Below are 25387 nucleotides of genomic sequence, written 5' to 3' on the forward strand. Positions count from 1 at the left end.
CGTTGCGGATCGGCGTTGAGGCGAGCGGTGCTGGACGAGGGCGGCGGCGGACGGTCGCCGCGCCCGCCGGGGCGGACGAGGGGCGGCAGCGGTGACGGGCCTGCCCGCCGCGGCCGCCTCACGGGCGGTGCTGATCGGCACCAGCCACTACGCCCACCTGGAGCAGCTCCCGCAGGTGGAGCGCAACCTCCGCGCGCTGGCCACCGCCCTGTGCGCCGAGCACTCCTGGGGGCTCGCGCCCGAGCACTGCACGGTGATCCACAACCCCCGGGACGCGGTCGAGGTCCTGGACGCCGTCCGGGACGCGGCCGAGGAGGCCACCGACACCCTGCTGGTGTACTTCGCCGGCCACGGCCTGGTCGAGCCGCGCCGCGGAGAGCTGGTGCTCGGCCTCGCCGGGTCGCTGCGGCAGCGGTCCTATACGGGGCTGCCGTACGGCACCCTGCGCGATGTCATGTCCGACGGGCCGGCGGACCGGCGGGCGGTGCTGCTCGACTGCTGCCTCAGCGGTGAGACGCCCGGCTTCGTGGACGGGGTCCCGGCGGTGATGGACCGCGCGGCGGTCGACGGCGCCTGTCTGCTGGCCGCCGTCCCCGACAGCAGCTTCGCGCTCGCCCCGCCCGGCGAGCCCCACACCGCCTTCACCGGCGAACTGCTCAGACTGCTGAACGAAGGGGTGCCGGGCGGGCCGCGCTCGCTCGACCTGGGCACCCTCTACGGCCAGGTGTACGCGGCGATGGGCGCCAAGGGACGGCCGCTGCCGCACAAGCGCGACCGCGGCGGCATGGCGAGCGGCATCGCCCTGGCGCGCAACACGGCCCCCGCCATGCCCGTCTTCGGCCCACCGGCTCCGCCGTACGCGCCCGGCGCCGCCCTCCCGCCGTCAGCGCCCGGCGCCGCCCCTCCGCCGCCGTCCGCCCCGCCCGCCTGGCCCACGGCCTTCGCCCCGGGCCCGGCCCCCGACAGCGGCGGGCCGGGCAATCGCCGTGTCCTCATCCGCTCCGCGGTGGCGGTGGCGGTCGCCGGCGGCCTGCTGGCCGCGGGCATCCCCCTGGTGAACAACTGGACGGACGACTCCGGCAAGAAGGCCGCCCCGAAGCCGTCGCCGACGGCCTCGGGCACCCGGAAGCCCCTCGCGGACCCGGTGTACAACGCCGCGACCAAGGGCGTCGTCAACCCGTCGAAGACCAAGGGCGGCACGCTGAAGTTCGTCAGCGGGATCGACGCCGACTCCTGGGATCCGCAGCGCAGCTATTACAGCTTCGCGTGGAACTTCTCCCGCTATTTCACCCGTCAGCTGGTCACCTACGCCCCCAAGCCCGACAAGGGCGGCTCCGATCTGGCCCCGGACCTCGCGACGAGCAAGGCCAAGGTGAGCGAGGACGGCAAGACGTACACCTACACCCTGCGCTCCGGGCTCACCTGGGAGGACGGCTCGGAGCTCACCTCCGAGGACGTCAAGTACGGCATCGAGCGGGGCTGGGCCGCCGATGTGCTCCCCGGCGGCCCGACCTACTTCAAGCAGCTCCTCGACCCCGACGGGAAGTACAAGGGCCCCTACAAGGACGACAAGGGCCTGAAGTCCATAGAAACCCCCGATGCGCAGACCATCGTCTTCCATCTCGCCGAACCGAACAGCGACTTCGAGCAGATGCTGGCGATGCCGGCCGGTTCGCCCGTGCCCAGCGCGGAGGACACCAAGGCCGAGTACCAGAAGCGTCCGTTCTCCTCCGGGCCGTACAAGTTCGGCTCGTACAAGCCGAACCACTCGCTGGAGCTGGTCCGCAACGACGAGTGGAACCAGAGCTCCGACCCGATCCGCAGCGCCCTGCCCGACCGGATCACGATCGACATCCTCCCGGACGAGAACGCCCGGAGCCAGCACCTCCTCAACGGCACCTACGACCTGGACCTCGCCCCGGCCTCGCTCTCCAAGACGGCCATCTCCAAGGCCGAGACCAGCAGCCTCAAGGACCGCCTGGACGACCCGTACACCATGGGCATCCGCTATCTGGGCCTGCCGCGGACCGTCAAGCCGCTGGACAACATCCACTGCCGCAAGGCGATCATCTACGGGACGGACCGGCGGTCCGTGCAGACGGCCCTCGGCGGCCCCGGCGCCGGTGAGATCGCCACCAACATGCTCCCGCCGGGCATCGAGGGGGCGAACCCCACCGACGATCCGTACGGCGTCCTGGAGAACGACGGAAGGGCCGATCTCTCCGAGGCGAAGAAGGAACTGGCGGCCTGCGGCAAGCCGAACGGCTTCCGGACCACCCTCGCGGTCCGCGCCGGAAACGCCGACGACCTCTCCGCCGCCGAGGCGCTGCAGTCCTCGCTGTCGTCCATCGGGGTCAGCATCACCATCGAGCAGATCGACCTCGTCGAGTACTACAAGGTCGTGGGCTCGCCCTCGACCGTCAAGAAGAAGGGCTACGGCATCATCCTCGCGCGGTGGCTCCCCGACTTCCCGACCGCCCAGGGATTTCTCCAGCCCCTGGTCGACGGCCGCTTCATCCTGCCCTCCGGCAATGTCAACTTCACCCAGCTGGACGACAAATCCATCAACGGCCTCTTCGACAAGGCGCGCGCCGGGCAGGACCGCAGGAAGATCAGGGAGATGTACCGGCAGATCAACCGGAAGGTCTCCGACTCGGCCGGCTATGTCCCCCTGATCTTCCAGAAGAACTACACCTGGCGCGGTCCCCGGCTGACCAACGTCTACACCAGCCACATCTACGGGGGCAGTTACGACTTCGCGTCGCTCGGGGTCGCCGATTAGCCGGGAAGCGGCCGTGTGGGAGTCGCTGTTCGAAGGGCCGGAGCCCACGGAGCGGTTGCGCGAGACGTGGGCCGACGGTCTGGCGGCCAACCCGGCCGCCCCCGACGACCTGCGGCTCGCTCTGCTGGGCCGCTCGCGTCACCTCCTGTGGCGCGCGCAGTCGCCCTCGGTCGTGGACGCCGCCGTCGCCCACCCGGAGTGGAAGGTGCGGGCACAGCTGGCCGAGTGCCAGCCGAACCTCACGGCCGAGCACTGGACCCGGCTGATCCTGGGTGAGCGGAAGCCCAGAAACCTGTGGCTCCTCACCATGTTCGCGGCGGACCGGCGCGATGAGCTCACCGAGGCCGCGTACGAGCGGGTGGCCACCGACCCCTCGGCCCGCGTCCGCGCGGAGGCCACCCGGCTGACCGGGCTGCCCGTACGGCTGCTGACCGCGCTGGCGCTCGACCCGGACCCCGGCGTACGGGCCGCCGCCTGCCCGCGTGCCTGGCCGCATCTGGACGGGGCGGCCCGGCAGGGGCTGCTGGCCGACCCGGAGGGCGCGGTCCGCGTGGCCGCGCTGCTGCGGCATCACCAGGACCAGCCGCTGCCCCGGTCCGTCTTCGAGGCCGAGGACCTCGGTGACGGGGCTCTCGAAACCTGTCGCCTGACGCACGACCTCGCCGAGCACCTGACCCGCCACGGCACCAAAGCCCAGCGGAGCTGGCTCGCCTGCAACCGGCGGCTGGCCCCGGAGCTGGTCGCCGTACTCGCCCAGGACACCGACAGCAGTGTCCGCCATGTGGTGGCCCTACGACCGGACCTCACCGAGGAGCAGCGGGCGGACATCCGCGTGGACATCGACCCGGGCGAGCACTCCTACACGCTCGGCTGGGTCAAGGCGCTCCACGACGACCCCGATGCCATGCGCCGCCTGGCCGCCTCGTCCCATCTCCGGGTGCGCCGGAGCGTGGCCCGCGCGAAGCGTCTCCCTCCGGACGTGGTCGAACGCCTCGCCAGGGACGAGGACCGCGTCGTACAGCTCTTCCTGGCCGAGTCCTGCGACGACGCGCCCGCCGACATGCTGATGGGGGTGTGGCAGTGGTGGACCGGCAGCCTGACCTGTCCCGACCGGCCGCGCGGCCATCCGAACTTTCCGCGCCACGGCCTGCTCAGGTACGCCGACGACCCCAGCCCGCGCATGCGGCAACTGGCCCTGGACGACCCGGCGTCGACGCCCGAGCTGGTGGAGCGGTTCACCCGGGACGCCGACAAGGAGGTACGGCGCCGGGCCGCGAGGGATCCGCGGCTGTCGGTGGACTCGGCCGTGCGGCTGCTGGACGACCCCGAGTGGTCCATACGCTCGGCGGCCCGCCAGCACCCCGGGCTGCCGGCACCGGTGCTGGTGCGGCTGCTGCGGGACCCCGCCACCGCGGAGGAGGCGGCCCGGCATCCCTCGCTGCCGATGGACGTCATGTGGCGGATGGTCCGGCGGCCTTGAGGCGGGTGGCGGGGCCCGGTCACTCCCCCGTGAAGGCGGCCAGCAGGCCCAGGTTGCTCATCAGCAGGCCGCCGTCCACGGGGAGGGTGACCCCGGTGATCCAGGAGGCGTCGGAGGAGGCCAGGAAGGTGATGGCGGCGGCGATGTCCGCGGGTTCGCCGACGCGGCCCAGCGGGTAGACGCGGGCGGCGCGGTCGAGGACGTCTTCGCGGCCGTCCCAGTTGGGAGTGTGGACGGTGCCCGGGGCGACGAGGTTGACGCGGACGCCACGGCCGGCGGCGTGACCGGCGAGGGTGCGGGTGAGGCTGGCCAGGCCGGCCTTGGCGGCGCTGTAGGCGTGGTTGCCGAAGTCCCGCTCGCCGTTGACCGAGCCGACGTTGACGATGGCGCCCCGGCCGCCCGCCGCGGCCAGGTGGGGCAGCGCGGCGCGGGCGCAGCGGAAGGCGCCGGTCAGGGTGATGTCGAGGTCCTGGTGCCACGCGTCGTCCGGCTGGTCCTCGAACAGCGGGGTGTCGGCGGTGCAGGACAGGGCGTTGTTGACGAGTACGTCGAGGCGGCCGAAGCGGTCCACGGCGTGCGCCACGGCCGCCTCGACCGCCGTACGGTCGGCGACGTCGCAGGCCAGCGACTCGGCCTCGCCGCCGTCGGCCCGTATCGCCGCGGCCGCCTTCGCGGCCCGCTCGCCGTCGAGGTCGGTGATCAGCACGCGGGCGCCCTCGGCGGCGAAGCGGCGGGCGGTCACCTCGCCGATGCCCCGCCCCGCTCCGGTGAGTACGACCGCGTAACCCTCGAACCGCCGCACCTGCTGCTCCTTCCCACACCGGGCCCGCGCCCGTGACGCGCCCCGCCGGGTGGCGGGGCGTCGTCATGGTCACTGCCCGGCCGGGGGCGGACGCAGTCGTCCCGGTGGCACCGGGGGTGGTTCGCCGGGGGCTGGGGCGGCGCCGGGCCGCGGCGGATCCGCAGCTGTCGGCGGACGCGGCGGTGCGGCTGCTTGACGACCCCGAGGGGTCCGTACGCCGGGCGGCGCCGCGCCACCCCGGGCTGCCGGCAAAGGTTCTGGTGCGGCTGTTGCGGGATCCCGGGACCGCGGAGGAGGCGGCCCGGCATCCCTCCCCTGCCCGTGGAGGTCATGAGGCGGATCCGGCGGCCTTGAGGCGGGTGACAGGCGCAGAGCGTCGGTGACCCGGCATGGAAAGTTCTGTCAGCAGCGTTGACAGCCACTTGAGTTGCTCCTAATTTCGCTGCACGCGAACCGGTTCGACGGCCATCACCTGGCGCGGGGACCAAGATGATCGAACCGCTTCGACGGTGCTCAGTGAGGAGTCCTCCGTGAACATCGGTGAGATGGCCGAGCGGGCCGGCGTCTCGCGGCTGCGAAAGCCGAGCTGAAGCCGTGGGGGGACGCGGTCAAGACGGCCAAAAGCCGCGCCGGGCACCACCGCCTCGTCGACGAGATCAGCGCCCGTTTCCGGGCACTATGCGAAACCGCCGCCGCCGACCGGCCGCCCCCAAGCCCCGGGACCGATCGGGCCCCGGTCACCTTCACCTGTTTCCCGCTCAGAGGAGCCGCACCATGAGGTCACCCACCACACTCTCCAGAGCAACAGCCCGCATCAGACGACGAGCGGTCTCGACCGTCGCCGTCCTCCTGACCGCACTGGCCGCGAACCTGGTGTCCGCCGCCCCGTCACAAGCCGCCGACACCACCGTCGCCGTCGACTTCTCCGCCGCCGGGGGCGCCCCCACGTACCATGCCTCGGGCACCCTCTACGGGCTGACCGAGAACGGCTCGCTGCCCCAGGACCACTTCTACAAGGACATCAAGTGGAAGTTGGAGCGGGCCGGCGGTGCCCAGCTGGACAGCCCGGGAGGGTGGGTCGCCGGCAAGTACGACCGCCGGTGGAACTCCACCCTGGCGCAGTACAAGCGCACCAAGGCGCTGGGCGGAACCTTCGTCATCCTGCCGCACGACCTGTGGGGCGCCGACGGCACCACCAAGCCCACCTTCCCCGGTGACAACGGCGACTGGTCCGGCTTCGACGCCTTCTACGACCGTCTGCTCTCCGACGTGCGCGCGGCCGGCATGACCGACATCGAGTGGGACATCTGGAATGAGCCCGACTGCCCCGGGTTCTGGGATTCCGGCATGCCCCAGTACCTGGAGATGTGGAAGCGCGCCTACCAGAAGATCCGGGCCGCCATCCCCGGCGCCGTCATCGTCGGCGCCAGCACCTGCGGCCACCCCAATGTGGACAACGGCTGGTGGACCACGTACCTCGACTATGTGAAGGCGAACAAGGTCGAGCCGAACATCTACAGCTGGCACGACCTCCCCGGAGACCCGGTCGCCCACAGCAACTCCCTCAAGACCCTGCTGTCGGCGCGGTCCATGACGACGAACCGCCCCTTCCAGATCAACGAGTACGCCGCCAGCAACGAGCAGAACCCCGGCCGCGGCGGCTGGTACATCTCCCGCCTGGAGCGCGCCGGAGCGGACGGCCTGCGCGCCAACTGGGCGTGGGGAGCCAACCTGCACGACTACGCGGCGAACCTGCTCACCAAGACCGGCAGTCAGTATCTGCCGCTGGGCGAGTGGTTCCTGTACCGGTACTACGGCTCCCAGACCGGGAACATCGTGAACCTCACGCCCGGTACGAACACCGACGGGGTGGCGACGAAGGACAACTCCGCGCGCAACGCGAAGATCCTGCTGGGCAGCAACGGCAACACCGGCAAGGTCACCGTCAACCTCAACCGCCTCGACACCACGTCGGTGGTGGAGAACAGCCGGGTGCGCGCGATAGTCCAGCGCATACCGAACAACGGCGGCAGCGCGGTGACGGGTCCGGTGACAGTTTCCGTCCAGACCCTGACGGTGGGCAACAACTCGGCTTCGGTGAGCGTGCCGTGGACGGACGCCGCCGACGGCTACACCGTCACGCTGCTGCCACCGTCCAACACGACCGTCTCCACGGTCGCGGTGGTCCAGAACAGCGGTCAGTGCCTGGACGACACCAACCTCAGCACCGCCGACTCCACGCAGTACCAGCAGTACCACTGCGAGGGCGGCTACCAGCAGATGCTGGACTTCAAGCCGGTCGCCGGACGGGCGAACACCTACACCGTGGTCAACGAGTACAGCGGTAAGTGCCTGGACGTCTCGGGGGCTTCCACCGCCGACGGTGCCGCCGTCACCCAGTACACCTGCAACGGCGGCACGAACCAGATGTTCACCCTCAAGCCGGTCTCCGCGCTGGGTAACAGCAAGGACTACCAGCTGGTCGCGGCGCACAGCGGCAAGTGCGTGGACGTCAGCGGGATCTCGACCGCACCCGGCGCCCTCGTCCACCAGTGGACATGCGACCCGGCGACCGACCTGACCTGGAAGAAGAACCAGATCTGGCGCCTCCAGGGCATGGGCTGACCTGTCCCCAGGGCGGGGGCTCCCAGCACGGCAGGGAGCCCCCGCCCGGACCGGACTGACCCGCTGTACGGGAACGCCGGCCGCGCCGCCACTCCTCGTCCGCTCACCGGTCACACGTCAGCTCATTGGTCCCGCCGGTGCACACCGACGACGGTGATCGCGGCCGCGACCACCGCCCACACCGCGTAGACGGTCCAGGCTCCCGCTACGGTCCACGGGTAGTGGAGCGGGTGGTAGTCGACCGCCACCAGCCGGCGCCACGCCTGGTAGAGGGTGCTGTGGGAGGCGACCGCCGACCAGTGGCGGCCGTCGGTGAAAACCATCGGCAGCACCAGGATGACCACGACGGAAGCGATCATGGCGGCCGCGGTCTGCCGGAGGACCGTGCCGAGCGCCAGACCGACGAGCGCGCACAGCGGCGCGAGCAGCGCGGACGCCACCACGACGCGCAGCGCGCCCGGGTCGCCCAGCGAGACGCCCGCGTCCCGCTGGTCCAGGATCGCCTGGGTCGCGGCGAACGAGACGCCCGCGACGAGCGCGCCGAAGACGGCCGCGACCGCCGTGACCACCACCGCCTTGGCCGCCATCACCGAACGGCGCGCGGGAACGGCCGCGAGCGTCGTACGGATGGTGCCCGTGGCGTACTCCCCGACGATCGGCATGGCGCCGAGGGCGCCGAGGGCGAGCATCATGACCGTGACGGCGTTCACGGTGAAGGCCTCGTCCAGCGGAAGCCCGGACCGGATGAAGCCCTCGGGACCTTCCGGGTTCTGCTGTGACCAGTTGCGATAGGTGTCGTAGGCGGTGCCCACGTTGAACGCGAGGACGGCCAGCGCGGTGGCCCCGTATCCGAGCCAGGTCGAGCGCAGCGACCGGAGTTTGATCCACTCGGCGGCGACCAGATCGCCGAACCGGGCGCGGGGCTCGGTGGCGCGGGGTTCGGTGGCGTGGGGGTACGCGGCGGTCACGGTCATCGGGACTCTCCTGCCAGGTACTGGACGCTGTCGGCGGTGAGCTCCATGAACGCCTCCTCCAGAGAGCCCGACCGGGTGCTGAGGTGATGCAGCGGGACGCGGTGCACCAGGGCGATCTCCCCGACCCGGACCGCGCTCAGCCCGGTCACGGTCAGCAGCCGGCCCTCGGCCCGCACCGCCGCGCCCTCGGCCGCCAGCAGGTCCCGCAGGATCTCGGTGTCGGGCGTGCCCACCGTGACGCTCTGGCGGGTGCCACGGGCCGAGAACTCCTCCAGGCTCTCCGCCGCGATCAGCTCGCCACGGCCGATGACGATCAACTGGTCGGCGGTGTGCTCCATCTCGGACATCAGATGGCTGGAGACGAACACGGTGCGGCCCTCGGCGGCCAGCCCCCGGAACAGCTCGCGCACCCACTTCACGCCCTCCGGGTCGAGGCCGTTGAGCGGCTCGTCGAAGAGCAGCACCGGCGCGTCGCCGAGCAGCGCGGACGCGATGCCGAGCCGCTGTTTCATGCCGAGCGAGAAGCCGCCGATCCGGCGCCCGGCGACCTCGGCCAGGCCGACCCGCTCCAGCACCTCGTCAACCCGGCGCCGCGGGATGCGGTTGCTCCGGGCCAGGGCCGACAGGTGCGCCACGGCGCTGCGCCCGCCATGCACCTCCTGCGCGTCGAGCAGCGAGCCGACGTGGCGCAGCCCGCGGGGGCGGGAGCGAAAGGGGCGGCCCTCGACGGTGACGCTGCCGCTGGTGGGCTCGTGCAGGCCGAGGATCATCCGCAGGGTGGTGCTCTTGCCCGACCCGTTGGGCCCCAGGAACCCGGTCACGTGGCCGGGATCCACGGTGAAGGTCAGGTCCTTGACGGCCGTCGTGCCGCCGTACCGCTTGGTGAGTTGCTTGACTTCGATCACGGAGGCAACGGTGCCGGTGGGTGGCCCCGCGCGTCGTCGGACCGCCGCTGACAATCGCCGGAGCGCGTGTCGACCCTGGTTGTACAGCCACGGTCCGATGTCCGGCCCCCAGCCCCGCCGTTACGCTCCGGCCATGTCCACCTCTTCATCCCTGCCGCTGCTCAAGCGCATAACGCCGGGCCTGTGGGTGGGGCTGGTGTGGTTCGTGGCGGCGGTGGAACCCATCGTGGAGTACGTCCTGATGCCGCCGAGCCGGAAGTACTCCCTCAGCTACCCCCGCCACGGCCTGGACCCGCTCTCGGCCCGGGTGCTGCTCGCCATCGCCTTCGTGTTGATCATGGCCGGAAGCGCGCAGCTCCGCCGCAGGACATCGGTGGGGTACGGGCTGCTGCTCGCCGGCACGGTCTTCTCGGCGGTGGCGTGGCGCCAGCACGAGATCCCGCCCGTGCAGTACCTGGGCGTGGACATCGCCCTCTGCTACATCGCGGCCACCCGCCCCCGGCGGACCTCGCTCATCGCGGCCGCGGCCGCGCTCGCCACGCTGCCCTGCTACCTGGCCCTGCGGTTGGGCCTCGGGGAGCACGACGGGGTCGGCTCGGACCCGTACATCGCCCTGATCGTGGTCATCGCCTGGCTCGTCGGCAACTCGATACGTCAGGCCCGCGTCCACACCGAGGAGCTGCACGCCCAGGCCGCCGCCCAGGCCGTCACCGCCGAGCGCCTGCGCATCGCCCGCGAGATGCATGACACGGTGGCCCACAGCATCGGCATCATCGCCCTCCAGGCCGGCGCCGCGGCCCGGGTCATCGACACCCAGCCGGACAAGGCGCGCGAGGCGATGCTCGCCGTGGAGAAAACGGGCCGCGAGGCGCTGTCCGGGCTGCGGCGGATGCTGGGCGCGCTGCGCCAGGCGGACCGGCAGGCCGACGAGGGGCCCGACGCGTCGGCAGGCCCGTCGTCCACCCGGGCCCAGGAGCCCGCCCGGGCGCCGCTGCACCCCGCCGCGGGCCTCGCGGACATCGAGCGGCTGGCCGCCACGACCACGGCCGCCGGGGTCCGGGTGGAGGTGCGGTGGCAGGGCGAACGCCGCCCGCTGTCCCCGGACATCGACCTCGCGGCGTTCCGGATCATCCAGGAGTCGGTGACCAATGTCGTACGGCACTCCGGCGCCGACTCCTGCCGGGTGAGCGTCGGCTACGGTGAGGACGAGCTGGCCATCGAGGTCCGCGACCACGGCAAGGGCACCGGGGTGCACGGCTTCGGATACGGCCTGGCCGGCATCCGTGAGCGGGTCACCCTGCTGCACGGCGACTTCACCGCCGGACCCGGACCCGGCGGCGGCTTCCTGGTGACGGTCCGACTGCCCCTCCCGGCGGCGACTGCGACAGCCACGACGACGGCGATCGAGACGAAAGCAGAGGCCGCAGCCGGATGACCATCCGAGTCCTCCTCGCCGACGACCAGCCCCTCGTCCGCGCCGCCCTGCGGATGGTCATCACCGACACCCCCGACGTCGAGGTCGCGGGCGAGGCCGGGAACGGCGCCGAAGCGGTCCGGCTGACCGGCGAACTGGCCCCGGACGTCGCCGTGATGGACATCCGGATGCCCGGCATGGACGGCATCGAGGCCACCCGGCTGATCACCACGGGCCCCGGCGCGACCCGCGTGGTCGTCCTCACCACCTTCGACGACGACGATTACGTCTACGGGGCGCTGCGCGCCGGCGCCTCCGGGTTCCTGGTCAAGGACATGGCGCTGGACGACATCCTCGCCGCGGTCCGCGTCGTCGCCTCCGGAGACGCGCTCATCGCCCCGAGCGTCACCCGCCGGCTCATCAAGGAGTTCGCCGCCCGCCCCACGGCCACACCCCCGCGCCGGGCGGAGCTCGGCGCCATCACCGACCGCGAGCGCGAGGTGCTGACCCTGGTCGGCAGCGGCCTGTCCAACGCCGAGATAGCCGACCGGCTGTGCATCAGCATCGCCACCGCCAAGACCTATCTCACCCGTCTCCTCGCCAAACTCGACGCCCGCGACCGGGTGCAGCTGGTGATCCTCGCCTACGAGGCGGGCCTGGTGGCACCGTCGGGCTCCTAGTCGCGCACACCGCGCCCGGGAGGGGTCCCGGTCGCGCTCCCGGATGATGTGCCGACCGTCACCCGAGGCGAAACAAGGAGATCCGCGATGACGCCCGTGCAAGTCGATTGGCTGTCCCTGCTGCTCGGTCCCCTCGTCGTCGTGACGTTGATGCTCGCCTTCTTCACGGCGCGCTCGGCCTCGAAGAGGGGCGAGCCGATGCCCCGTTGGGGGAAGGTCCTCCAGGCAGTGGGGATCACCCTCGCCATGCTCGTGGCCGTCGCCAACATGGCCTGGGGCGGTTCGTAAGACCGGAGACGCGAGGCGCTGCCCCTGGCCAAGCGGCGACTATCCCCAACGGCGCGATTACGTAGTGCATACGCCCTGGTGCATGCGGTACCTTGACGGTCACTCTTCGTTACATTCGGGAACGTGAAGGTGGCATGTCATGGCCCGCGTCTGGGAAGCCGACCTATCGGCCTTATTCGTCAAGCGATTGGGCAAGTCAGCGGAAGAGCTGGGCAACTCCACGGGCAGGGAGCAGTGCCCGGACATCTGGCAGCTCAGCAACGGTGACGTCGCCGTCATCGGCCGTGATCTGACCGCTCACTATGGTTCGCACCTGCCGGAAGGCGTGGCAGTGGGGGCTGACGAGCGGATCGTCGTCATTCCCGGCAACATGCTCAGCGCGGCGAAGCCGGATATCCCCGATGCTTGACGTTCGCGCTCCCGCGCTCCCCGTAGAACGCGGGCAACGACTGGGGAACGAGGAGTACCTTCGGGATTTCCGCGCCCGGGATGCGGCCATTCGCAACGGCGACTCTTGGAAGCTGGAACGGCTGCAGCACTTCGAGGAGGTGGGCGTTCCATCCCGTGACGCACTGCGGCGCGGAGACTGGGACATGGCGCTCCGCTTACTCGAAGAGGGCCGTGACAACCTGCGCGACATCCAAGCGGACGAAGAGGCCCGTGGCTCGGTGTTCCACCGCGTACGCGTGGTCGAGGAGCCGCTGAAGCCGTACGTACAGTGGGAGCTGCATTCGCTGCGGATCAGTGCCGAGTACGGGGAGCGGGTGCGGATCCTGCCTGCCGGGGCGATCGCGTCGGCCGAGGCGGACGGACTGCTCCCGGAACTGACCATTCAGGACGGCAAGGTGCTCTTCCGCGTCCTGTACACCGATACCGGCGTGCCGGACGGCGCGATCCGTTTCACCGACCCGGACATCGTCGAACCGTGGGCGGAATACGTGCGGGAGGCCTACGCGACCGCGGAGGACATCGCCTCTTACTTCGACCGTGCCGTCGCGCCACTGTCGCCACCCCCGGCGGCCTGACCCGGAAAGGACACACTCATCGGCACGCCGGCAGATGCCAACGGTTCGCCCGGAGACTCGGCCAACGACCTCTCCGGCTCGTCTCGCGATGTTGTCCAGGCGGGGAATGTCACCGGTGACATCCACTTCCACCAGGCACCGGAGGCGTCCGGCCGGCCGCGAACCGTCCCTCGCCAGCTTCCCGCCGACGTCTACACGTTCGTCAACCGGAATGACGAGTTAACCCAGTTGCACGCCGTCCTGACCGGCCAGGACGGCGGCCAGGGCCGCGCGTCCGTGCAAGTGGTGGTCGGCACGGCCGGTGCCGGCAAGACCTCGCTGGTCCTGCGCTGGGCTCACCAGGTCAAAGACCGCTTCCCGGACGGCCAGCTCTTCGTGAATCTCCGGGGCTACGATCCGGGAGAGCCCGTCACCGCCGAGCAGGCTCTACGCCGTTTCCTGCGCGCGCTCGGCGTGCCCTCAGGTGACATCCCGCAGGACGTGGACGACGCTGCCGCCCTCTACCGTTCCCTGCTCGCTGACCGCCGGATGCTCATCCTGCTCGACAATGCCGCCACCGTCGGCCAAGTGCGCCCGCTGCTCCCCGGCGGGGGAGACAGCCTCACCGTGGTGACCAGCCGCAACCGCCTAGCCGGCCTCGCCGTACGGGAAGGCGCCCGCAGGATCACCCTCGGCATGCTCCCCGAAACGGAAGCCATCGAACTATTGCAGGCAGTCACACGGGATTACCGCCAGGGAGACGACCAGGACCAGCTCTCGGAACTGGCCAGGCTGTGCGCACGCCTCCCGCTCGCACTGCGTATAGCAGCAGAGCGAGCCGCCAGCCACCCGCACCTTCGCCTCGACGACTTGCTTGACGATCTGCGTGACGAGTCCGCGCTCTGGGACGCGCTCAGCACGGGAATGGACGAGGAAGCCGAGGCTGTCCGTACGGTCTTCGCGTGGTCCTACCGCACGCTGCCACCGCACTCCGGGCGGCTGTTCCGACTCCTTGGCCTGCACCCGGGGCCCGAGTTCGGACTCCACGCCGCCGCCGCGCTCGCCGACCTGCCCCTCAGCCGTGCCCGGCAACTCCTCGACGACCTCGTCGGCGCCCACCTGCTGGAGCAGAGCGGTCCCGACCGCTTCCAGTTCCACGACCTCCTACGCGCCTACGCCTCCGACCAGGCCAGCGATGAGGAACCTGCCGAGCAGCGGGAAGCCGCCTTGCGCCGCGTGCTGGACTGGTACCTGCACACTGCGGACGCGGCGCAGACGTGGCTCCAGCCGGGCGAAGACCACGTGCGACTGTCCGAGATGACCACGCTTCTGCCGCCACTGGAATTCTCCGACTACGACGCCGCCGCCGATTGGGCAGAACGCGAACGCATCGCCTTCCCTCACCTCGTACGATCCGCTGCCGCCGCTGGCCTGCACCAGCATGCCTGGCAGCTGACCGCAACGCTGTGGAATGCGTTGTCCGCTTCCGCATCCTTCGCTGACTGGCTCGACTTCGGGCTCATCGGCTTGGCGTCCGCAGAGCGCGTGGACGATACGAACGGACAGCTTCTGCTGCTCCACCAGCTCGGCATGTCGCACCGATCCGTTCACCAACTCGACCAGGCAGTGCACTACCTGAACCGCGCCCTCCTCCTTGCCCGCAGCGCCGGGAAACCCATGGATGAGGCGCATGCCCTCAACCTCATGGGGCTCATACACCTGCGCACCCGTCGACTCGACGCTGCTGCCGAACACTTCGTACAGGCCATCAACATCTTCCGCGAAGCAGACGGAGACCGGTGGGCCGCCTCCGCACTGTCCAACCTCGCCGGCACCCACCTGGAAGCAGGCCGCCTCAGGGAAGCGGACGACGCGATCGAAACCGCCCTCGCCGCTCACCGTTCCCTGGACAACCAGCAGAGCGTGGGCAACGCTCTGTGGCTCACCGCGAAACTCCGTCGTGAGCAGGACGAGACCGAGGCGGCCCGCGAGGCCATCGACGAAGCTCTCGAGATCGCCCTGAGCCTGCGCAATCGTGGGCTGGAAGGCTTCTGGCTCCTCACCCTCGGCGACGTGCAGTGCGCCAACGGACAGTACGGCGACGCTCTGGCCTCCTACCAGCGGTCGGCCATGCTCCACCGACGCCTCGGTGATCGCGGTCGCGAAGCCCTGGCCTGGCGCGGGACGGGACAGACGTACGCCATAACAGGCCGCCACGCCGAAGCCGCCGCCTTCCACCGCCAAGCTGCGGCCGTCCACCGTGATCTCGGAAACACGTGGGAACTCGCCGTGGAACTCGACCACCTGGCGGCAGCCGTCCAACCAGAAGACGCCGAGGCGGCTCGCCCACTGGGCCGAGGCCCTGACGCACCTGGCTCAGTATGCCGATCCCCGGGCCATGGCCGCGCGCTCACGCGTGGAGGGGCGGCTGTCCACAACGGCGCGATGGGATTTGCGGTGAGTATCGGACAGTGACACGCCGTCGGGTCGGCGTGTCACTGTCCGATACTCACCGCAAATCCCATCACTTCATGTCCTGGCCGAAGACCTCGGCGCGTGCCGCGCGCCAGAGTGTGCGCAGTTCCGCCGCCGTCTCGCAGTCCTCACCGTGGGTCCGGCACCGGTCTTTGCACACAGCTGCGTGCGTGATGAACGCGGACCACGCCTTCGACTCAGCGTCTCGGCCGGGGGTGTTGTCCGGCCGTGCGTGATCGGTCATGGGGTTGCTCCTTCAGGCCGGTGGCCTGTCCGCCCATGCCCAGGCGGAGCGAGAGGGCGTGCTGTCGTTCCTCATGCAGGACCACGTAGGCCCGTACGAGCGGCCCCGCGTCCACCCACTCCGTCTGCCCTGTATCGCGGCGCGCTCCCCTGGAGGGGACGTGGGGCCGCCGTACCTCCGGCGTCGGCTGCTCGCGCACGGCTACCGGCAGCGGCCGGCCGACTGGCGCCGGGTCGCCTCGCCTGTGCCTGCCTCTCGGGGGATGGAGTGACCAGAAGGCCATCACCCGGGCGAGGATTCGAACGATACGGCCCAGCAAGGTCAACAACTCCTGTCCGCGATCACGAACCGCGCCCAGACGCATTTGCTGTGCCTCCCGTGCCTGTGGCCCCACGAGTCCGCCAACTGCGAGACGAGGTACAGCCCGCGACCGCTCTCCTCGTCCGGGCCGGGGGCCCGGAGCCGGGGGATCCTGTCTCTGTCGGGGTCGGAGACCTCGACCAGCAAGGCTTCACCCTGAACCGAGACAGAGATCTCGATCAGTGCGAACGTCACGCGGCAATGGCGGATGGCGTTGGACACCAGTTCGTCAGCCGACAGGGTCACGTCGTCGGCGAGAGCGCCGCTGATCCCCCAGTCCGCGAGGGTCTTCCGTATGCGGGTCCGTACACCCGGGAGGCTGCGCTTGTGTTTGGAGACACGGAAGGTGTCCCGGCGGTTGGTCCGCCACAGCGGTGGTGGGCATGTGCGTACCCCCTGACCCATCGTCACGTCTGCACCGTCCGTAGCGGCGCGCTCACTTGAGGCTATGCGGCAAGCACTCACTACCGCAAGTCTCACTACCGCATACATGCGGACACAGGTCCGCTCTATCGTGCTGGCTGGCCCTACAGTGGAGCCCGGCAGCACGCTGGGCAGGCGGAAGAGAGGGAGGGATCTATGCCCGCAGGGGGACGGCCCACGGTGCGCAGTAGGCGACTTGGCGCAGCACTCAAGAGGTACCGACACGCCGCGAAGCTCGACCAGCCGCAAGCCGCTGAAGTGATCTCGGCTTCTCAAACCAGGGTCAGCCGCATTGAAAGCGGGCATGTCACGGCTCGCCCCCTTGAGATTCGCGAAATGCTCAAGGCCTACGGCGTGCACGATCCGGCAATCCGCAAGAAACTTGAGGACCTGGCCAAGAATGCGAATCGGCGCGGCTGGTGGTTGGAGCATGCCGCACACCTCCGAGCGGACTACCTGGACCACATCTGCCTTGAGGACGACGCCACATTTATCCGCGAGTGGCAACCGGCGCTGATTCCAGGACTGTTGCAAATCCCCGCCTACGCTGAAGCGGTCATCAGAAGTGCACCCGCCTTCATCGACCCCGACAGGGTTCCGAAACTGGTCAAGGTGAGGGAGGATCGCCAGACCAAGATCCAGGAGAGGGAGGGGGCCGCCGAATACACGGCGATCATCTGGGAGCCGGTAATCATCCACCCTGTCGTGGAGATCGAGATCTTCCAGGAGCAGTTGGCTCACATCCTCGAAGTGAGCAAGAGGCAGAACGTGACGCTTCAGGTGCTGCCCATCTCGGCAGGCGTGAAAGCTACGATGCCGTCCGCCTTTTCGTGCTTCTCTTTCGACGCAGAACCCGTTGTGGAAGCGGTGACGCTGGACAACTTGCGCGGGTCATCCATCCTCGAAGCGACCGAGGACCTTACGGCTTACTCCCTCGCCTTTGACCAGCTACGATCGGCAGCTCTGGCACCGGAAGCGAGCCGACGGCTCATCCGGGGCGTACTGCGGAGCAGCAAGGAAGACGCGAAGTGACCCCTGAAGGTATAGGACCGTACCGGAAGTCGTCATACTCCGGCGCAGAGAACAACTGTGTAGAGGTTGCGGGCACAGCCGACTGCGGCCGTGCCGTACGGGACAGCAAAGACATGCACGGCCCTCACCTGACGTTCACCCGAGGAGCTTGGCAAGCGTTCCTCCTGGGCGTCAGTCAGGGGAAGTTCGACCGCTAGTCAGCTCAGACACGCGAGGGCCCCGACGAACAGACCGTCGCCGGGGCCCCGGGGCGCCCCAGAGTTGCACGGGCGGCCCTGCCGTCTGCCGCCGAGGAAAGCTCAGACAGCGGCGGAGGCTGCCAGGGAGCTATTTGCCGTCCCCGCCCTGCGGGGCAGGGTCGCGGGGGGCCTCGGGGGGAATGGGTCCTCCGTCGTGCTTCCCTCCGTCGGCCTGCGCGGTCGCCAGGTCACGCGGGTGCGGGAACGGGACTCCGCGCCACCCTTCCGCGTCGGGCGTGCGCGTCTCGTACGAATCGACGGCCGCAGCGCTCATCTACCAACCTCCTCTTTCGCGATAAGCCATGCCGCCGTACCGTCGATGACATGACCAGTGAACCGCAGCGGGTTTCCTCTGCGGCGTGGTCACCCGCCCCGGCTGCTCGCCTGTCCAGGGTTTCCAGCGCCGGGGCGGGAGTTCATGGGCTGCGCGTTGTGGTGAGCACGACGGTTCCGCCGGCGCATTGAGGGCATGGCAGTTTGAACGTGTGGTGGCACGTCCGACAGCCGAAGTCGAAACAGTCGCCTGCCCCTTCGAGAATCTTTGGTCGCCTATCCAAGGTAGCGAACAGAACCGGGGCTGAGGCGATTCAGTCACGTTCTCGCATGAACTCCTCTGACACGGCTTGGAGGAAGGAGGTTGCCCGCTCTCCGGTTAGGGCGCGGCTCAAGAAAAAGGAGAACAGATCAGCATGATGATAAACGTCGCGTGGATCCCTTAGGATGACTTCGCCAGAAAAGAGCTCGACCGTAACCAGACGGTCGTCGTAGACGACGAATACGTGAAGCGGGATGCCGGGCACCTGAGCAGATTGGGGGATGATCGCTATCTCTACATTTGGCTTCCGAGAGACATCGGCCATGTGTTCCGTTTGTGCGGCCATCACGTCTGGACCGGCTATGCGCCACCTTACGGCCTGCTCAGTGAGCAGAAAAACGAATGAGCGGCCTGGATCATCCAGGATGGCCTGACGGTCCATGCGAGCCTGCACAGCTCTTTGCACATCTCTCGCCGGATCGCTATGCACGGTCTTGGAGAGAGACTGTTCCGCGTACTCTCGCACATGCAGGAGCCCTGTGGGGACCGCTGGGAGAAAGTGCCGCATCGACCGGGCGGTGTTCTCTAGCGCCTTTAGTTCTGCTTGCTTCTGGTACAGCCCGACGCGGGCGTAGGTGCGCCATGCAATGTAGTCGACGTTCGCCCTGCGCGCCAAATTCAGCAGTTCTTCTGCCGCGTCTGGCGGAACATTGAGGGCTGACAGAATGCATTCGACGTCGATCACGCTTGGCAGCAGGCGACCCGTTTCTATTCGACTGATCTTCGTTTGGCTCAGATTGCAGCGTACGGCTAGACGCTCGCCGCTCAGGCCAGACGCCCGACGGAGGCTCCGAAGAGCCTCCGCCAGGTCTTTTCTCTCCTGCGCTTGCTTATCAGGTTCGAGCACGTTTCCACTCAGCGAAGGGCGTGCCCGCCGTGACTGCGAGATCACGCCATTGGAGGTACTGTCCGATGTCCGGGTCCTGCAGTAGCTCCCGGTTGATCTGCGTTCCGTCGGGACGGTAGTTCAGGTGGACCACGGTGGACTCGTCGAAGAGCCAGAAGTCTTGTTCCGGCAGGTCTGGTGCTTTGTCGGTCACATCGACAATGCGGTAATCCTCCCCGGCCTCGACGTTGCCGGGAATGCACCACTCGAAGAGATACCGGCTGTAGTCCGTCAGAGGCAGGCGTACGAGTTTGGCCCGCTGGATCGTCCGGCCGGCCGCCGCATGTCCCCTAATGGTCTGATGCCACTCGGAGTTGAAGCCGTCCGGCTTGTCGTCTCCGGCGAGGAAACTGCGCAGCGTCTCTGCCTCCAGTGGCATCGTGTAGACCTGGTGTACTTCCAGCCGGAAAGCAGAGTGCTTGAAGTTCTGGAAATACGACTGCCACTCGTCGCCGTCGAGTGTTTTGCTAACCGATGCCGAGGGCATGCGCAGCCTCCCTTAAAATCTCTTCGGGGATCATGACCATGCCTTCCCCTGCCGGCGTCCTGTGGTCGACCGTGTACCCCTGCACGGCGACCATGCCCGGCCGGTCAGTGGTGAACACCGATGGACAGTCTCCGTTGCCGCAGTCGTCGCCCCCTGACGTGTTGCCGCACGGTCCCCCGGCGATCCTGGTCAGTTTCAATACACCTCATCCTCTCCGGCTGCTGTCATGAGAAAGCTACGAAGAGTGTTGCCCATCACTCAAGCGCTCCAGCCAACGAGTCACGTTCTCGCATAAACGAGTCGGCCCCGGTGGACTGCCGCGCCACGTAGGGCCCAAGCTCACTGAAGTAGGTGTTGCGGCCACCCCACAAGTGCCGCGTGCGTGGCAGGCCTCGACGACCTGCCGGGAGCGCTCCTCCTTGCCTGGCATGACGTACGAGCCGCCGACCGCCTGAAACTGCTCGATGTACACGTCTAGGGTCAAAGGTCAAGGCCCTTCACGTACTCCTCGAAGGGCACGGAGTGCTCCAGGGCGATCCGCTTCCATTCCCGGTAGGGAGCGGGATTTCCCTCGTACACCTCGCGGTTGATCTGGGTGCCGTCCGGCCGGAAGTTGAGATGGGCGATACGGGTCCCGTCGAACATCCACCAGTCCTGGCCGGTGAGCGGCAAGCCGTGGTCGTCGTGGGTCACATCCAGGACTCGGATGTGCTCACCAGCCTTGATGTTGCCGGGGATACCCCACGCGAATTGGTAACGCTGGTAGTCGGTGAGCGGCCGGCGCACGACGCGAACACGTCCAATGCTGCGGCCTGAGCTGACGTATCCCTTCACTCGCTCATGCCAGCGCGCATTGTGATTCGCGGGCTTTCCTTCACCCAGCAGAAAGCGGGCTACGTTTTCCTGCTCCTTGGGCATGGTGTACGTGGGCTGTGCCTCGAACCGCCATGCTTCCCGTTCGAAGGCATCGAAGAACTCTCGCCAACCATCACCATCCAAGAGCACGAACAGCCTCCCTCAGAACGTGCTCTGGAATCTTCACCAGCGCCTCCCCAGCCGGAGGCTGGAACGCTTCGCACTGGTCGCCCTGGATGACGATGCCGCCATCAGTCTTGTCTCGGTAGACGTTCGGGCAATCGTCGTCGTCGCAGTGAGGCCCGTCGGTATTGCCGGTGAGACGGGTTAGATCGCTTCGCGTCATGGTGCCCCCCCTTCCTGCACAGGCTGATCCCGCCGCCAGGACGACGCTAGGTCCGCTGCACGGAACTCGTCCACAGCACAACGCCCATATTCGCGTACTCGGGTAGATGATCACGGCTCGGCCCGGCGTGAGGCCATGCACCTGCCCAAGGATGTGACGATCGCCCTCGCCATGCTCGTGGCCGTCATCAACGTGGCTTGGGGCGGCTCGTAGGACCGGGAGCGAGAGGGGGAGGACTCGGCAGGTCCATCGACGCGAGCTTGGCCGGGTCGATCACGATCGCGATACGGGTGATCCGGGTCTCGGTGACGGTGAACGCGGCGACAGAGAGGGGGGAGCCGTCCTCGCGCCATGCCACGATTCCGGGGAGGCCGCCCACGAGCACCGCCTGTCCCCGCACGCCCGCGTTGGCGGACAGCCTGGCGCCGGCGGCGACTTCGGTCGCGCCGAGGGTGACGAACACGCCGTCGGGGGTGTCGACGGTCAGCTTCACCTCGGGGTCGAGCACGCGCAGCAGCCCTTCGAAGTCGCCGCGGCGAGCCGCCGCCAGGAAGGCCTGGACCACCTCGCGCTGCTTCCGGCCGACGGTCGTCGGCTGCTTCGTCGCGCGGACCTTCCTGCGGGCGCGGCTGGCGAGCATCTTGGTGGCGGCGGTGGACTTGCCGAGGATCTGGCCGATCTCGTCGAACGGCACCGCGAACAGGTCGTGCAGGACGAAGGCCAGCCGCTCGCTCGGTCTGAGCGAGTCGAGGACGACGAGGAGCGCGAGCCCGACCGAGTCGGCGAGCGTCGCGTCGTCCTCCGGGGTGGCGGCGTCGTCGATCGTCACGACGAGTTCGGGCAGCCGGTCGTCGTAGGAGGCCTGGGGGCGGGACTGGCGCGAGCGCAGGACGTCGAGGCTGATCCGGCCGACCACCGTGGTCAGCCAGCCGGCGAGGTTGTGGATGGCCGCCGTGTCCTGGCCCGAGAGCCGCAGCCATGCCTCCTGGACGACGTCCTCGGCGTCGGCGTGCGAGCCGAGCATGCGGTGGGCGACCGCGAGCAGCCGGTCGCGCTGGGCCTCGAACGCCTCGGCCACCGGGTCCGTCGGGCTGGGGTCGGACATGTTGTTACCTTCCTCGGATCCGCTCCGTCATGGGGATGACGTGCCCGGACGGGCACAGGTAACCGATGAAGGGGCGAGACCGATGGAAGCACGTATGAAGAGCGCGGCGAATCCCGATGTGACCACCGCGATCCAGCATCTCTTCAAGGCGATTCACGCCGGTGGCGTCGACCCGCGCCTGCTGGAGCTGGTCCACCTTCGGGCCAGCCAGATCAACGGCTGCAGCCCGTGCGTATACGCGGGTGTCCAGTCGGCGAAGAAGCGCGGGGAGACCGACGAGCGGCTGCACAACGTGGTCGCGTGGCGTGAGACGCCCTTCTTCTCCGAGGAGGAGCGGGCGGCGCTCGAACTGGCGGAGGCCGCCACCCGGATCCAGGACGGCGCGCCGGGGGTGACCGACGAGATCTGGGACACCGCGGCCCGCCATTTCAACAAGGAGCAACTGTCCGCGATCACCCTGGAGATCGCGCTCACCAACTTCTTCAACCGGATCAACCGCACGATCCGGGAGCAGGCCGGCAAGACCTGGTGAGCCTCACGTGAAAGCGGCTGAGCCTCACTTGAGAGCGGCCCGCAACGCCCGCACCAGCGCCTGCGCGCGCGGGTCCGCGGTGACGCCGCGCTGCATGCCGTTGGTGACGTAGCCGAAGCCGATGCCCGCCTCGGGGTCGGCGAAGGCGAGGGAGCCGCCGCGGCCCGGGTGGCCGAAGGAGGCGGGGGTCAGGAGCGGGGAGGCCGGGCCGTGCAGCATGTAGCCGAGCCCGAAGCGGGTGCCGATGACCAGCACCTCGTCCGGGCCCGCGGACTCCTCCGTACGGGCGAGGGTCAGCGTCGCGGGCGCGAAGAGGCGGCCGCCGGACCGCAGGGGGCCCGCCGAGGGCAGCGGGCCGATCAGCGCCGCGTAGAAGCGGGCCAGCGCGTCGGCGGTGGCCACGCCGCCCGAGGCGGGCAGCTCGGCTTCCAGATAGGCGGGGTCGTTCTCGTCCGGCACCGGGCTGATCGCCTCGAAGGCGCGCCGGGTGAGCGAGTCGGGGTTCTGGTACGCCTCGGCGACCGACCGCTTGGGCCGCAGCCGCGGGCCCTGGGCGGCGGGTGCGGGCGGGGCCTCCACGGGCCCGATCCGGCCGACGCGGCCGCGCTCCTGGTCCGGCAGCCCGAGCCACAGGTCGAGGCCCAGCGGCCGGGCTATCTCCTCGGCTATCCAGCGGCCGATGGTGCGCCCGGTGACCCGCCGGACCAGCTCGCCGATCAGCCAGCTGTAGGTCTGCGCGTGGTAGCCGTGGGCGGTGCCCGGCTCCCATACGGGCTGCTGGGCGGCGACCGCCCGCGGGCCGTGGAAGCCGTCGATGGCCTGGACGGGGGCCAGCGGGGTGTCCAGCACGGGCACCCCGGCGCGGTGGCTGAGCAGATGCCGCACCAGGACCCGCTCCTTGCCGTTCGCCTTGAACTCCGGCCAGTACGTGCCGACCCGGCCGTCCAGGTCGAGCTGGCCGCGCTGGTGGAGCAGCAGCGGTACGGCGGCGGCGATGCCTTTGGTGACGGACCGGACGACCTGCGCGGTGTCCTGGGCCCACGGCTCGCCGTCCGCGCCTCCCTGAACATCCTTTGTACCGGCCCACAGATCGACGACCTTGTGGCCCTCCCGGTACACGGCCACGGCCGCGCCGCGCTCGCCGCGCCGGGCGAAGTTGTCCACGAAGGCGTCCCGGACCGGTTCGAATCCGTCGGCCACCGTGCCCTGGACGTCCACCACTGATCCGTACTCCCACCATGCCGAGGGCGAAGTGTGCTCCCCCCATGGTGCATCGCCCCCGCCGGATGCCTCAGACCGGGGCGGTCACCGAGCGGGGGTCGAAACCGAAGGGCAGCTCGAGACGATGTTCCCGCATCAGGGCCTCGTCACACAGCAGGTCCTGGGTACGGCCGTCGGCGGCGATCACCCCGCCGCTGAGCACCACCGAGCGCGGGCACAGCTCCAGCGCGTACGGCAGGTCGTGGGTGACCATCAGCACCGTGACGTCCAAGGAGCGCAGGATGTCGGCCAGCTCACGGCGCGAGGCGGGGTCCAGGTTGGAGGAGGGCTCGTCAAGCACCAGGATCTCCGGCTCCATGGCCAGGACGGTCGCGACCGCCACGCGCCGCCGCTGCCCGAAGGAGAGGTGGTGCGGCGGGCGGTCGGCGAACTCGGCCATGCCGACCCGCTCCAGGGCCCTGATCACCCGCTGCTCCAGCTCCGCGCCCCGCAGCCCGGACGCCGCCGGGCCGAACGCGACGTCCTCGCGCACGGTCGGCATGAACAACTGGTCGTCGGGGTCCTGGAAGACGATGCCGACGCGGCGGCGGATCTCGGCCAGGTTGGGCTTGGAGACGGGCAGCCCGGCCACCGTGACCGTCCCCGCCCCCGCGTCCAGGATCCCGTTGAGGTGCAGGACCAGGGTGGTCTTGCCCGCGCCGTTGGGCCCGAGCAGCGCGACCCGCTCGCCGCGGGCGACGGTCAGGTCGACGCCGAAGAGGGCCTGGTGGCCGTCGGGGTAGGCGTACGCCAGGCCGGATACCCGGAGGGAAGGCGCGTGGGAGGGCGGGGCGGTCCGGGGAGCGGTCTCCGAGGAAGACGAGCCGGTCATATCAACATCCATCCGGTCAGGCAGACCGCCAGCGCGGTCAGCGGGAGGGCCGCGGCGGACAGCCACTGCGCCCGGGTCGCCGTCATATCGTCGATCACCGGCATGGTGCCCGCATAGCCCCGGCTGATCATCGCCAGGTGGACCCGCTCGCCGCGCTCGTACGAGCGGATGAACAGCGCCCCGGCGGACTTGGCGAGCACGCCCCAGTGGCGCACCCCGCGCGCCTCGAAGCCGCGCGACCGGCGGGCGATCCGCATCCGCCGCATCTCGTCCGAGATGACATCCCCGTAGCGGATCATGAACGACGCGATCTGGACCAGCAGCGACGGCATCCGCAGCCGCTGCAGCCCCAGCAGCAGGGCCCGCAGCTCGGTCGTGGAGGCCAGCAGCACGGACGCGGCGACCCCGAGCGTGCCCTTGGCCAGGATGTTCCAGGCGCCCCACAGGCCGGGGCGGCTGAGCTCCATCCCGAGCACCGCCACGCGCTCGCCGTCCGCGACGAACGGCATCAGCACGGCGAAGGCCACGAAAGGGATCTCGATCAGCAGCCGCCGCAGCACATACCCCGCCGGAATCCGCGCCACCGCCGCGACCGCCGCCAGCACCACCGCGTACACCCCGAAGGCCCACACGGCCTCGCGCGGGGTGGAGACGACGACCAGCACGAAGCAGAGCACCGCGGCGATCTTGCACTGCGGGGGCAGCGCGTGCACCGGCGAGCGGCCCTCCCGGTACAGCTTGTGGGCGTGACCCGCGCCCATG

At 69.5% G+C, this 25387-nt stretch carries 27 protein-coding genes; 12 read left to right on the plus strand and 15 right to left on the minus strand.

Annotation, left to right across the window (positions count from 1 at the left end):
* The first annotated feature begins 91 nt into the window (after positions 1–91).
* Positions 92–2782, plus strand: a complete 2691-nt coding sequence (locus ACFZDL_RS20185) for an ABC transporter substrate-binding protein (RefSeq protein WP_353587719.1) — start codon at positions 92–94, stop codon at positions 2780–2782.
* 13 nt (positions 2783–2795) lie between these two features.
* On the plus strand, positions 2796–4262 hold the full coding sequence (locus ACFZDL_RS20190) for a PE-PGRS family protein (RefSeq protein ID WP_353587721.1): 1467 nt from the start codon (positions 2796–2798) through the stop codon (positions 4260–4262).
* Positions 4263–4281: 19 nt separating this feature from the next.
* Here the strand turns inward: ACFZDL_RS20190 and ACFZDL_RS20195 are convergent, their stop codons facing one another.
* The gene (locus ACFZDL_RS20195; protein ID WP_353587723.1) at positions 4282–5064 is read right to left on the minus strand and encodes an SDR family NAD(P)-dependent oxidoreductase; all 783 of its coding nucleotides are present in this window, start codon (positions 5062–5064) and stop codon (positions 4282–4284) included.
* Between the two features lie 774 nt (positions 5065–5838).
* Between ACFZDL_RS20195 and ACFZDL_RS20200 the strand changes: the two genes are divergently transcribed.
* On the plus strand, positions 5839–7689 hold the full coding sequence (locus ACFZDL_RS20200) for an RICIN domain-containing protein (protein ID WP_353587725.1): 1851 nt from the start codon (positions 5839–5841) through the stop codon (positions 7687–7689).
* A gap of 122 nt (positions 7690–7811) precedes the next feature.
* On the opposite strand, the gene ACFZDL_RS20205 is transcribed toward ACFZDL_RS20200, so the two are convergent.
* Both ACFZDL_RS20205 and ACFZDL_RS20210 read right to left on the minus strand, forming a co-directional pair.
* Positions 7812–8663, minus strand: coding sequence for an ABC transporter permease subunit (locus ACFZDL_RS20205; RefSeq protein ID WP_353587727.1), 852 nt, complete (start codon positions 8661–8663; stop codon positions 7812–7814).
* The gene (locus tag ACFZDL_RS20210; RefSeq protein WP_353587729.1) at positions 8660–9568 is read right to left on the minus strand and encodes an ATP-binding cassette domain-containing protein; all 909 of its coding nucleotides are present in this window, start codon (positions 9566–9568) and stop codon (positions 8660–8662) included. The genes ACFZDL_RS20205 and ACFZDL_RS20210 overlap by 4 nt, the downstream gene beginning before the upstream one ends.
* Before the next feature lie 133 nt (positions 9569–9701).
* Between ACFZDL_RS20210 and ACFZDL_RS20215 the strand changes: the two genes are divergently transcribed.
* The 6 genes from ACFZDL_RS20215 to ACFZDL_RS20240 all read left to right on the plus strand — a co-directional run bounded on the left by ACFZDL_RS20215 (position 9702) and on the right by ACFZDL_RS20240 (position 15429).
* On the plus strand, positions 9702–11003 hold the full coding sequence (locus tag ACFZDL_RS20215) for a sensor histidine kinase (protein WP_353587731.1): 1302 nt from the start codon (positions 9702–9704) through the stop codon (positions 11001–11003).
* Positions 11000–11662, plus strand: a complete 663-nt coding sequence (locus ACFZDL_RS20220; protein WP_353587733.1) for a response regulator transcription factor — start codon at positions 11000–11002, stop codon at positions 11660–11662. The genes ACFZDL_RS20215 and ACFZDL_RS20220 overlap by 4 nt, the downstream gene beginning before the upstream one ends.
* A gap of 87 nt (positions 11663–11749) precedes the next feature.
* Positions 11750–11950 carry a hypothetical protein gene (locus tag ACFZDL_RS20225; RefSeq protein ID WP_353587735.1) on the plus strand — a complete coding sequence of 67 codons (201 nt, stop codon included), beginning with the start codon at positions 11750–11752 and terminating at the stop codon, positions 11948–11950.
* Positions 11951–12089: 139 nt separating this feature from the next.
* Complete coding sequence (locus tag ACFZDL_RS20230) at positions 12090–12359, plus strand: hypothetical protein (protein ID WP_353587737.1); 270 nt, start codon at positions 12090–12092, stop codon at positions 12357–12359.
* Positions 12352–12975 carry a DUF6879 family protein gene (locus ACFZDL_RS20235; protein WP_353587739.1) on the plus strand — a complete coding sequence of 208 codons (624 nt, stop codon included), beginning with the start codon at positions 12352–12354 and terminating at the stop codon, positions 12973–12975. Before ACFZDL_RS20230 ends, ACFZDL_RS20235 begins: the two co-directional genes overlap by 8 nt.
* Positions 12976–13203: 228 nt before the next feature.
* Complete coding sequence (locus ACFZDL_RS20240) at positions 13204–15429, plus strand: tetratricopeptide repeat protein (RefSeq protein ID WP_353587741.1); 2226 nt, start codon at positions 13204–13206, stop codon at positions 15427–15429.
* 49 nt (positions 15430–15478) lie between these two features.
* Here the strand turns inward: ACFZDL_RS20240 and ACFZDL_RS20245 are convergent, their stop codons facing one another.
* Both ACFZDL_RS20245 and ACFZDL_RS20250 read right to left on the minus strand, forming a co-directional pair.
* Positions 15479–15673 carry a hypothetical protein gene (locus tag ACFZDL_RS20245; protein WP_353587743.1) on the minus strand — a complete coding sequence of 65 codons (195 nt, stop codon included), beginning with the start codon at positions 15671–15673 and terminating at the stop codon, positions 15479–15481.
* A gap of 321 nt (positions 15674–15994) precedes the next feature.
* Positions 15995–16525, minus strand: coding sequence for an ATP-binding protein (locus tag ACFZDL_RS20250; protein WP_353587745.1), 531 nt, complete (start codon positions 16523–16525; stop codon positions 15995–15997).
* Positions 16526–16612: 87 nt separating this feature from the next.
* Here ACFZDL_RS20250 and ACFZDL_RS20255 point away from each other — a divergent pair, with 87 nt between their 5' ends.
* Both ACFZDL_RS20255 and ACFZDL_RS20260 read left to right on the plus strand, forming a co-directional pair.
* Positions 16613–17488 (plus strand): helix-turn-helix transcriptional regulator, encoded by an 876-nt coding sequence (locus tag ACFZDL_RS20255; RefSeq protein ID WP_353587747.1) that lies wholly within the window; start codon positions 16613–16615, stop codon positions 17486–17488.
* Entirely contained in the window at positions 17485–17685 is a 201-nt protein-coding gene (locus ACFZDL_RS20260; protein WP_353587749.1) for a DUF397 domain-containing protein, read from the plus strand. Before ACFZDL_RS20255 ends, ACFZDL_RS20260 begins: the two co-directional genes overlap by 4 nt.
* Positions 17686–17815: 130 nt before the next feature.
* On the opposite strand, the gene ACFZDL_RS20265 is transcribed toward ACFZDL_RS20260, so the two are convergent.
* From ACFZDL_RS20265 to ACFZDL_RS20295, 7 genes are all read right to left on the minus strand, one after another.
* On the minus strand, positions 17816–18001 hold the full coding sequence (locus ACFZDL_RS20265; RefSeq protein WP_353587751.1) for a hypothetical protein: 186 nt from the start codon (positions 17999–18001) through the stop codon (positions 17816–17818).
* Between the two features lie 313 nt (positions 18002–18314).
* The gene (locus ACFZDL_RS20270) at positions 18315–19214 is read right to left on the minus strand and encodes a helix-turn-helix transcriptional regulator (protein ID WP_353587753.1); all 900 of its coding nucleotides are present in this window, start codon (positions 19212–19214) and stop codon (positions 18315–18317) included.
* The gene (locus ACFZDL_RS20275) at positions 19156–19695 is read right to left on the minus strand and encodes a DUF6879 family protein (protein ID WP_353587755.1); all 540 of its coding nucleotides are present in this window, start codon (positions 19693–19695) and stop codon (positions 19156–19158) included. Before ACFZDL_RS20275 ends, ACFZDL_RS20270 begins: the two co-directional genes overlap by 59 nt.
* Positions 19676–19813, minus strand: coding sequence for a hypothetical protein (locus ACFZDL_RS20280; protein ID WP_353587757.1), 138 nt, complete (start codon positions 19811–19813; stop codon positions 19676–19678). Before ACFZDL_RS20280 ends, ACFZDL_RS20275 begins: the two co-directional genes overlap by 20 nt.
* Before the next feature lie 362 nt (positions 19814–20175).
* Positions 20176–20700, minus strand: coding sequence for a DUF6879 family protein (locus ACFZDL_RS20285; protein ID WP_353587759.1), 525 nt, complete (start codon positions 20698–20700; stop codon positions 20176–20178).
* Positions 20684–20896: a hypothetical protein gene (locus tag ACFZDL_RS20290; protein WP_353587760.1), complete on the minus strand. Its 213-nt coding sequence runs from the start codon at positions 20894–20896 to the stop codon at positions 20684–20686. Before ACFZDL_RS20290 ends, ACFZDL_RS20285 begins: the two co-directional genes overlap by 17 nt.
* Positions 20897–21083: 187 nt before the next feature.
* Complete coding sequence (locus ACFZDL_RS20295) at positions 21084–22001, minus strand: sigma-70 family RNA polymerase sigma factor (RefSeq protein ID WP_353587763.1); 918 nt, start codon at positions 21999–22001, stop codon at positions 21084–21086.
* Between the two features lie 82 nt (positions 22002–22083).
* Between ACFZDL_RS20295 and ACFZDL_RS20300 the strand changes: the two genes are divergently transcribed.
* On the plus strand, positions 22084–22533 hold the full coding sequence (locus tag ACFZDL_RS20300; protein ID WP_353587765.1) for a carboxymuconolactone decarboxylase family protein: 450 nt from the start codon (positions 22084–22086) through the stop codon (positions 22531–22533).
* Between the two features lie 24 nt (positions 22534–22557).
* On the opposite strand, the gene ACFZDL_RS20305 is transcribed toward ACFZDL_RS20300, so the two are convergent.
* The 3 genes from ACFZDL_RS20305 to cbiQ form a co-directional block, all read right to left on the minus strand.
* Complete coding sequence (locus tag ACFZDL_RS20305) at positions 22558–23751, minus strand: serine hydrolase domain-containing protein (RefSeq protein WP_353588143.1); 1194 nt, start codon at positions 23749–23751, stop codon at positions 22558–22560.
* A gap of 73 nt (positions 23752–23824) precedes the next feature.
* Positions 23825–24625: an ABC transporter ATP-binding protein gene (locus ACFZDL_RS20310; RefSeq protein ID WP_353587767.1), complete on the minus strand. Its 801-nt coding sequence runs from the start codon at positions 24623–24625 to the stop codon at positions 23825–23827.
* Positions 24622–25386 carry a cobalt ECF transporter T component CbiQ gene (gene cbiQ, locus ACFZDL_RS20315; protein ID WP_353587769.1) on the minus strand — a complete coding sequence of 255 codons (765 nt, stop codon included), beginning with the start codon at positions 25384–25386 and terminating at the stop codon, positions 24622–24624. The genes ACFZDL_RS20310 and cbiQ overlap by 4 nt, the downstream gene beginning before the upstream one ends.
* Position 25387: the final 1 nt, after the last annotated feature.

Source organism: Streptomyces sp. NPDC007917, from assembly GCF_042959105.1.
In the GTDB taxonomy this organism is placed as follows: domain Bacteria; phylum Actinomycetota; class Actinomycetes; order Streptomycetales; family Streptomycetaceae; genus Streptomyces.

Excerpts from the sequence above, each read along its gene's own strand:
- ACFZDL_RS20200 (WP_353587725.1), top strand. The coding sequence starts at position 5,839 with ATGAGGTCACCCACCACACTCTCCAGAGCAACAGCCCGCATCAGACGA.
- ACFZDL_RS20205 (WP_353587727.1), bottom strand. The coding sequence starts at position 8,663 with ATGACCGTGACCGCCGCGTACCCCCACGCCACCGAACCCCGCGCCACC.
- ACFZDL_RS20215 (WP_353587731.1), top strand. The coding sequence starts at position 9,702 with ATGTCCACCTCTTCATCCCTGCCGCTGCTCAAGCGCATAACGCCGGGC.
- ACFZDL_RS20220 (WP_353587733.1), top strand. The coding sequence starts at position 11,000 with ATGACCATCCGAGTCCTCCTCGCCGACGACCAGCCCCTCGTCCGCGCC.
- ACFZDL_RS20225 (WP_353587735.1), top strand. The coding sequence starts at position 11,750 with ATGACGCCCGTGCAAGTCGATTGGCTGTCCCTGCTGCTCGGTCCCCTC.
- ACFZDL_RS20230 (WP_353587737.1), top strand. The coding sequence starts at position 12,090 with ATGGCCCGCGTCTGGGAAGCCGACCTATCGGCCTTATTCGTCAAGCGA.
- ACFZDL_RS20235 (WP_353587739.1), top strand. The coding sequence starts at position 12,352 with ATGCTTGACGTTCGCGCTCCCGCGCTCCCCGTAGAACGCGGGCAACGA.
- ACFZDL_RS20245 (WP_353587743.1), bottom strand. The coding sequence starts at position 15,673 with ATGACCGATCACGCACGGCCGGACAACACCCCCGGCCGAGACGCTGAG.
- ACFZDL_RS20250 (WP_353587745.1), bottom strand. The coding sequence starts at position 16,525 with ATGTATGCGGTAGTGAGACTTGCGGTAGTGAGTGCTTGCCGCATAGCC.
- ACFZDL_RS20255 (WP_353587747.1), top strand. The coding sequence starts at position 16,613 with ATGCCCGCAGGGGGACGGCCCACGGTGCGCAGTAGGCGACTTGGCGCA.
- ACFZDL_RS20265 (WP_353587751.1), bottom strand. The coding sequence starts at position 18,001 with ATGAGCGCTGCGGCCGTCGATTCGTACGAGACGCGCACGCCCGACGCG.
- ACFZDL_RS20275 (WP_353587755.1), bottom strand. The coding sequence starts at position 19,695 with ATGCCCTCGGCATCGGTTAGCAAAACACTCGACGGCGACGAGTGGCAG.
- ACFZDL_RS20290 (WP_353587760.1), bottom strand. The coding sequence starts at position 20,896 with ATGACGCGAAGCGATCTAACCCGTCTCACCGGCAATACCGACGGGCCT.
- ACFZDL_RS20295 (WP_353587763.1), bottom strand. The coding sequence starts at position 22,001 with ATGTCCGACCCCAGCCCGACGGACCCGGTGGCCGAGGCGTTCGAGGCC.
- ACFZDL_RS20300 (WP_353587765.1), top strand. The coding sequence starts at position 22,084 with ATGGAAGCACGTATGAAGAGCGCGGCGAATCCCGATGTGACCACCGCG.
- ACFZDL_RS20310 (WP_353587767.1), bottom strand. The coding sequence starts at position 24,625 with ATGACCGGCTCGTCTTCCTCGGAGACCGCTCCCCGGACCGCCCCGCCC.
- cbiQ (WP_353587769.1), bottom strand. The coding sequence starts at position 25,386 with ATGGGCGCGGGTCACGCCCACAAGCTGTACCGGGAGGGCCGCTCGCCG.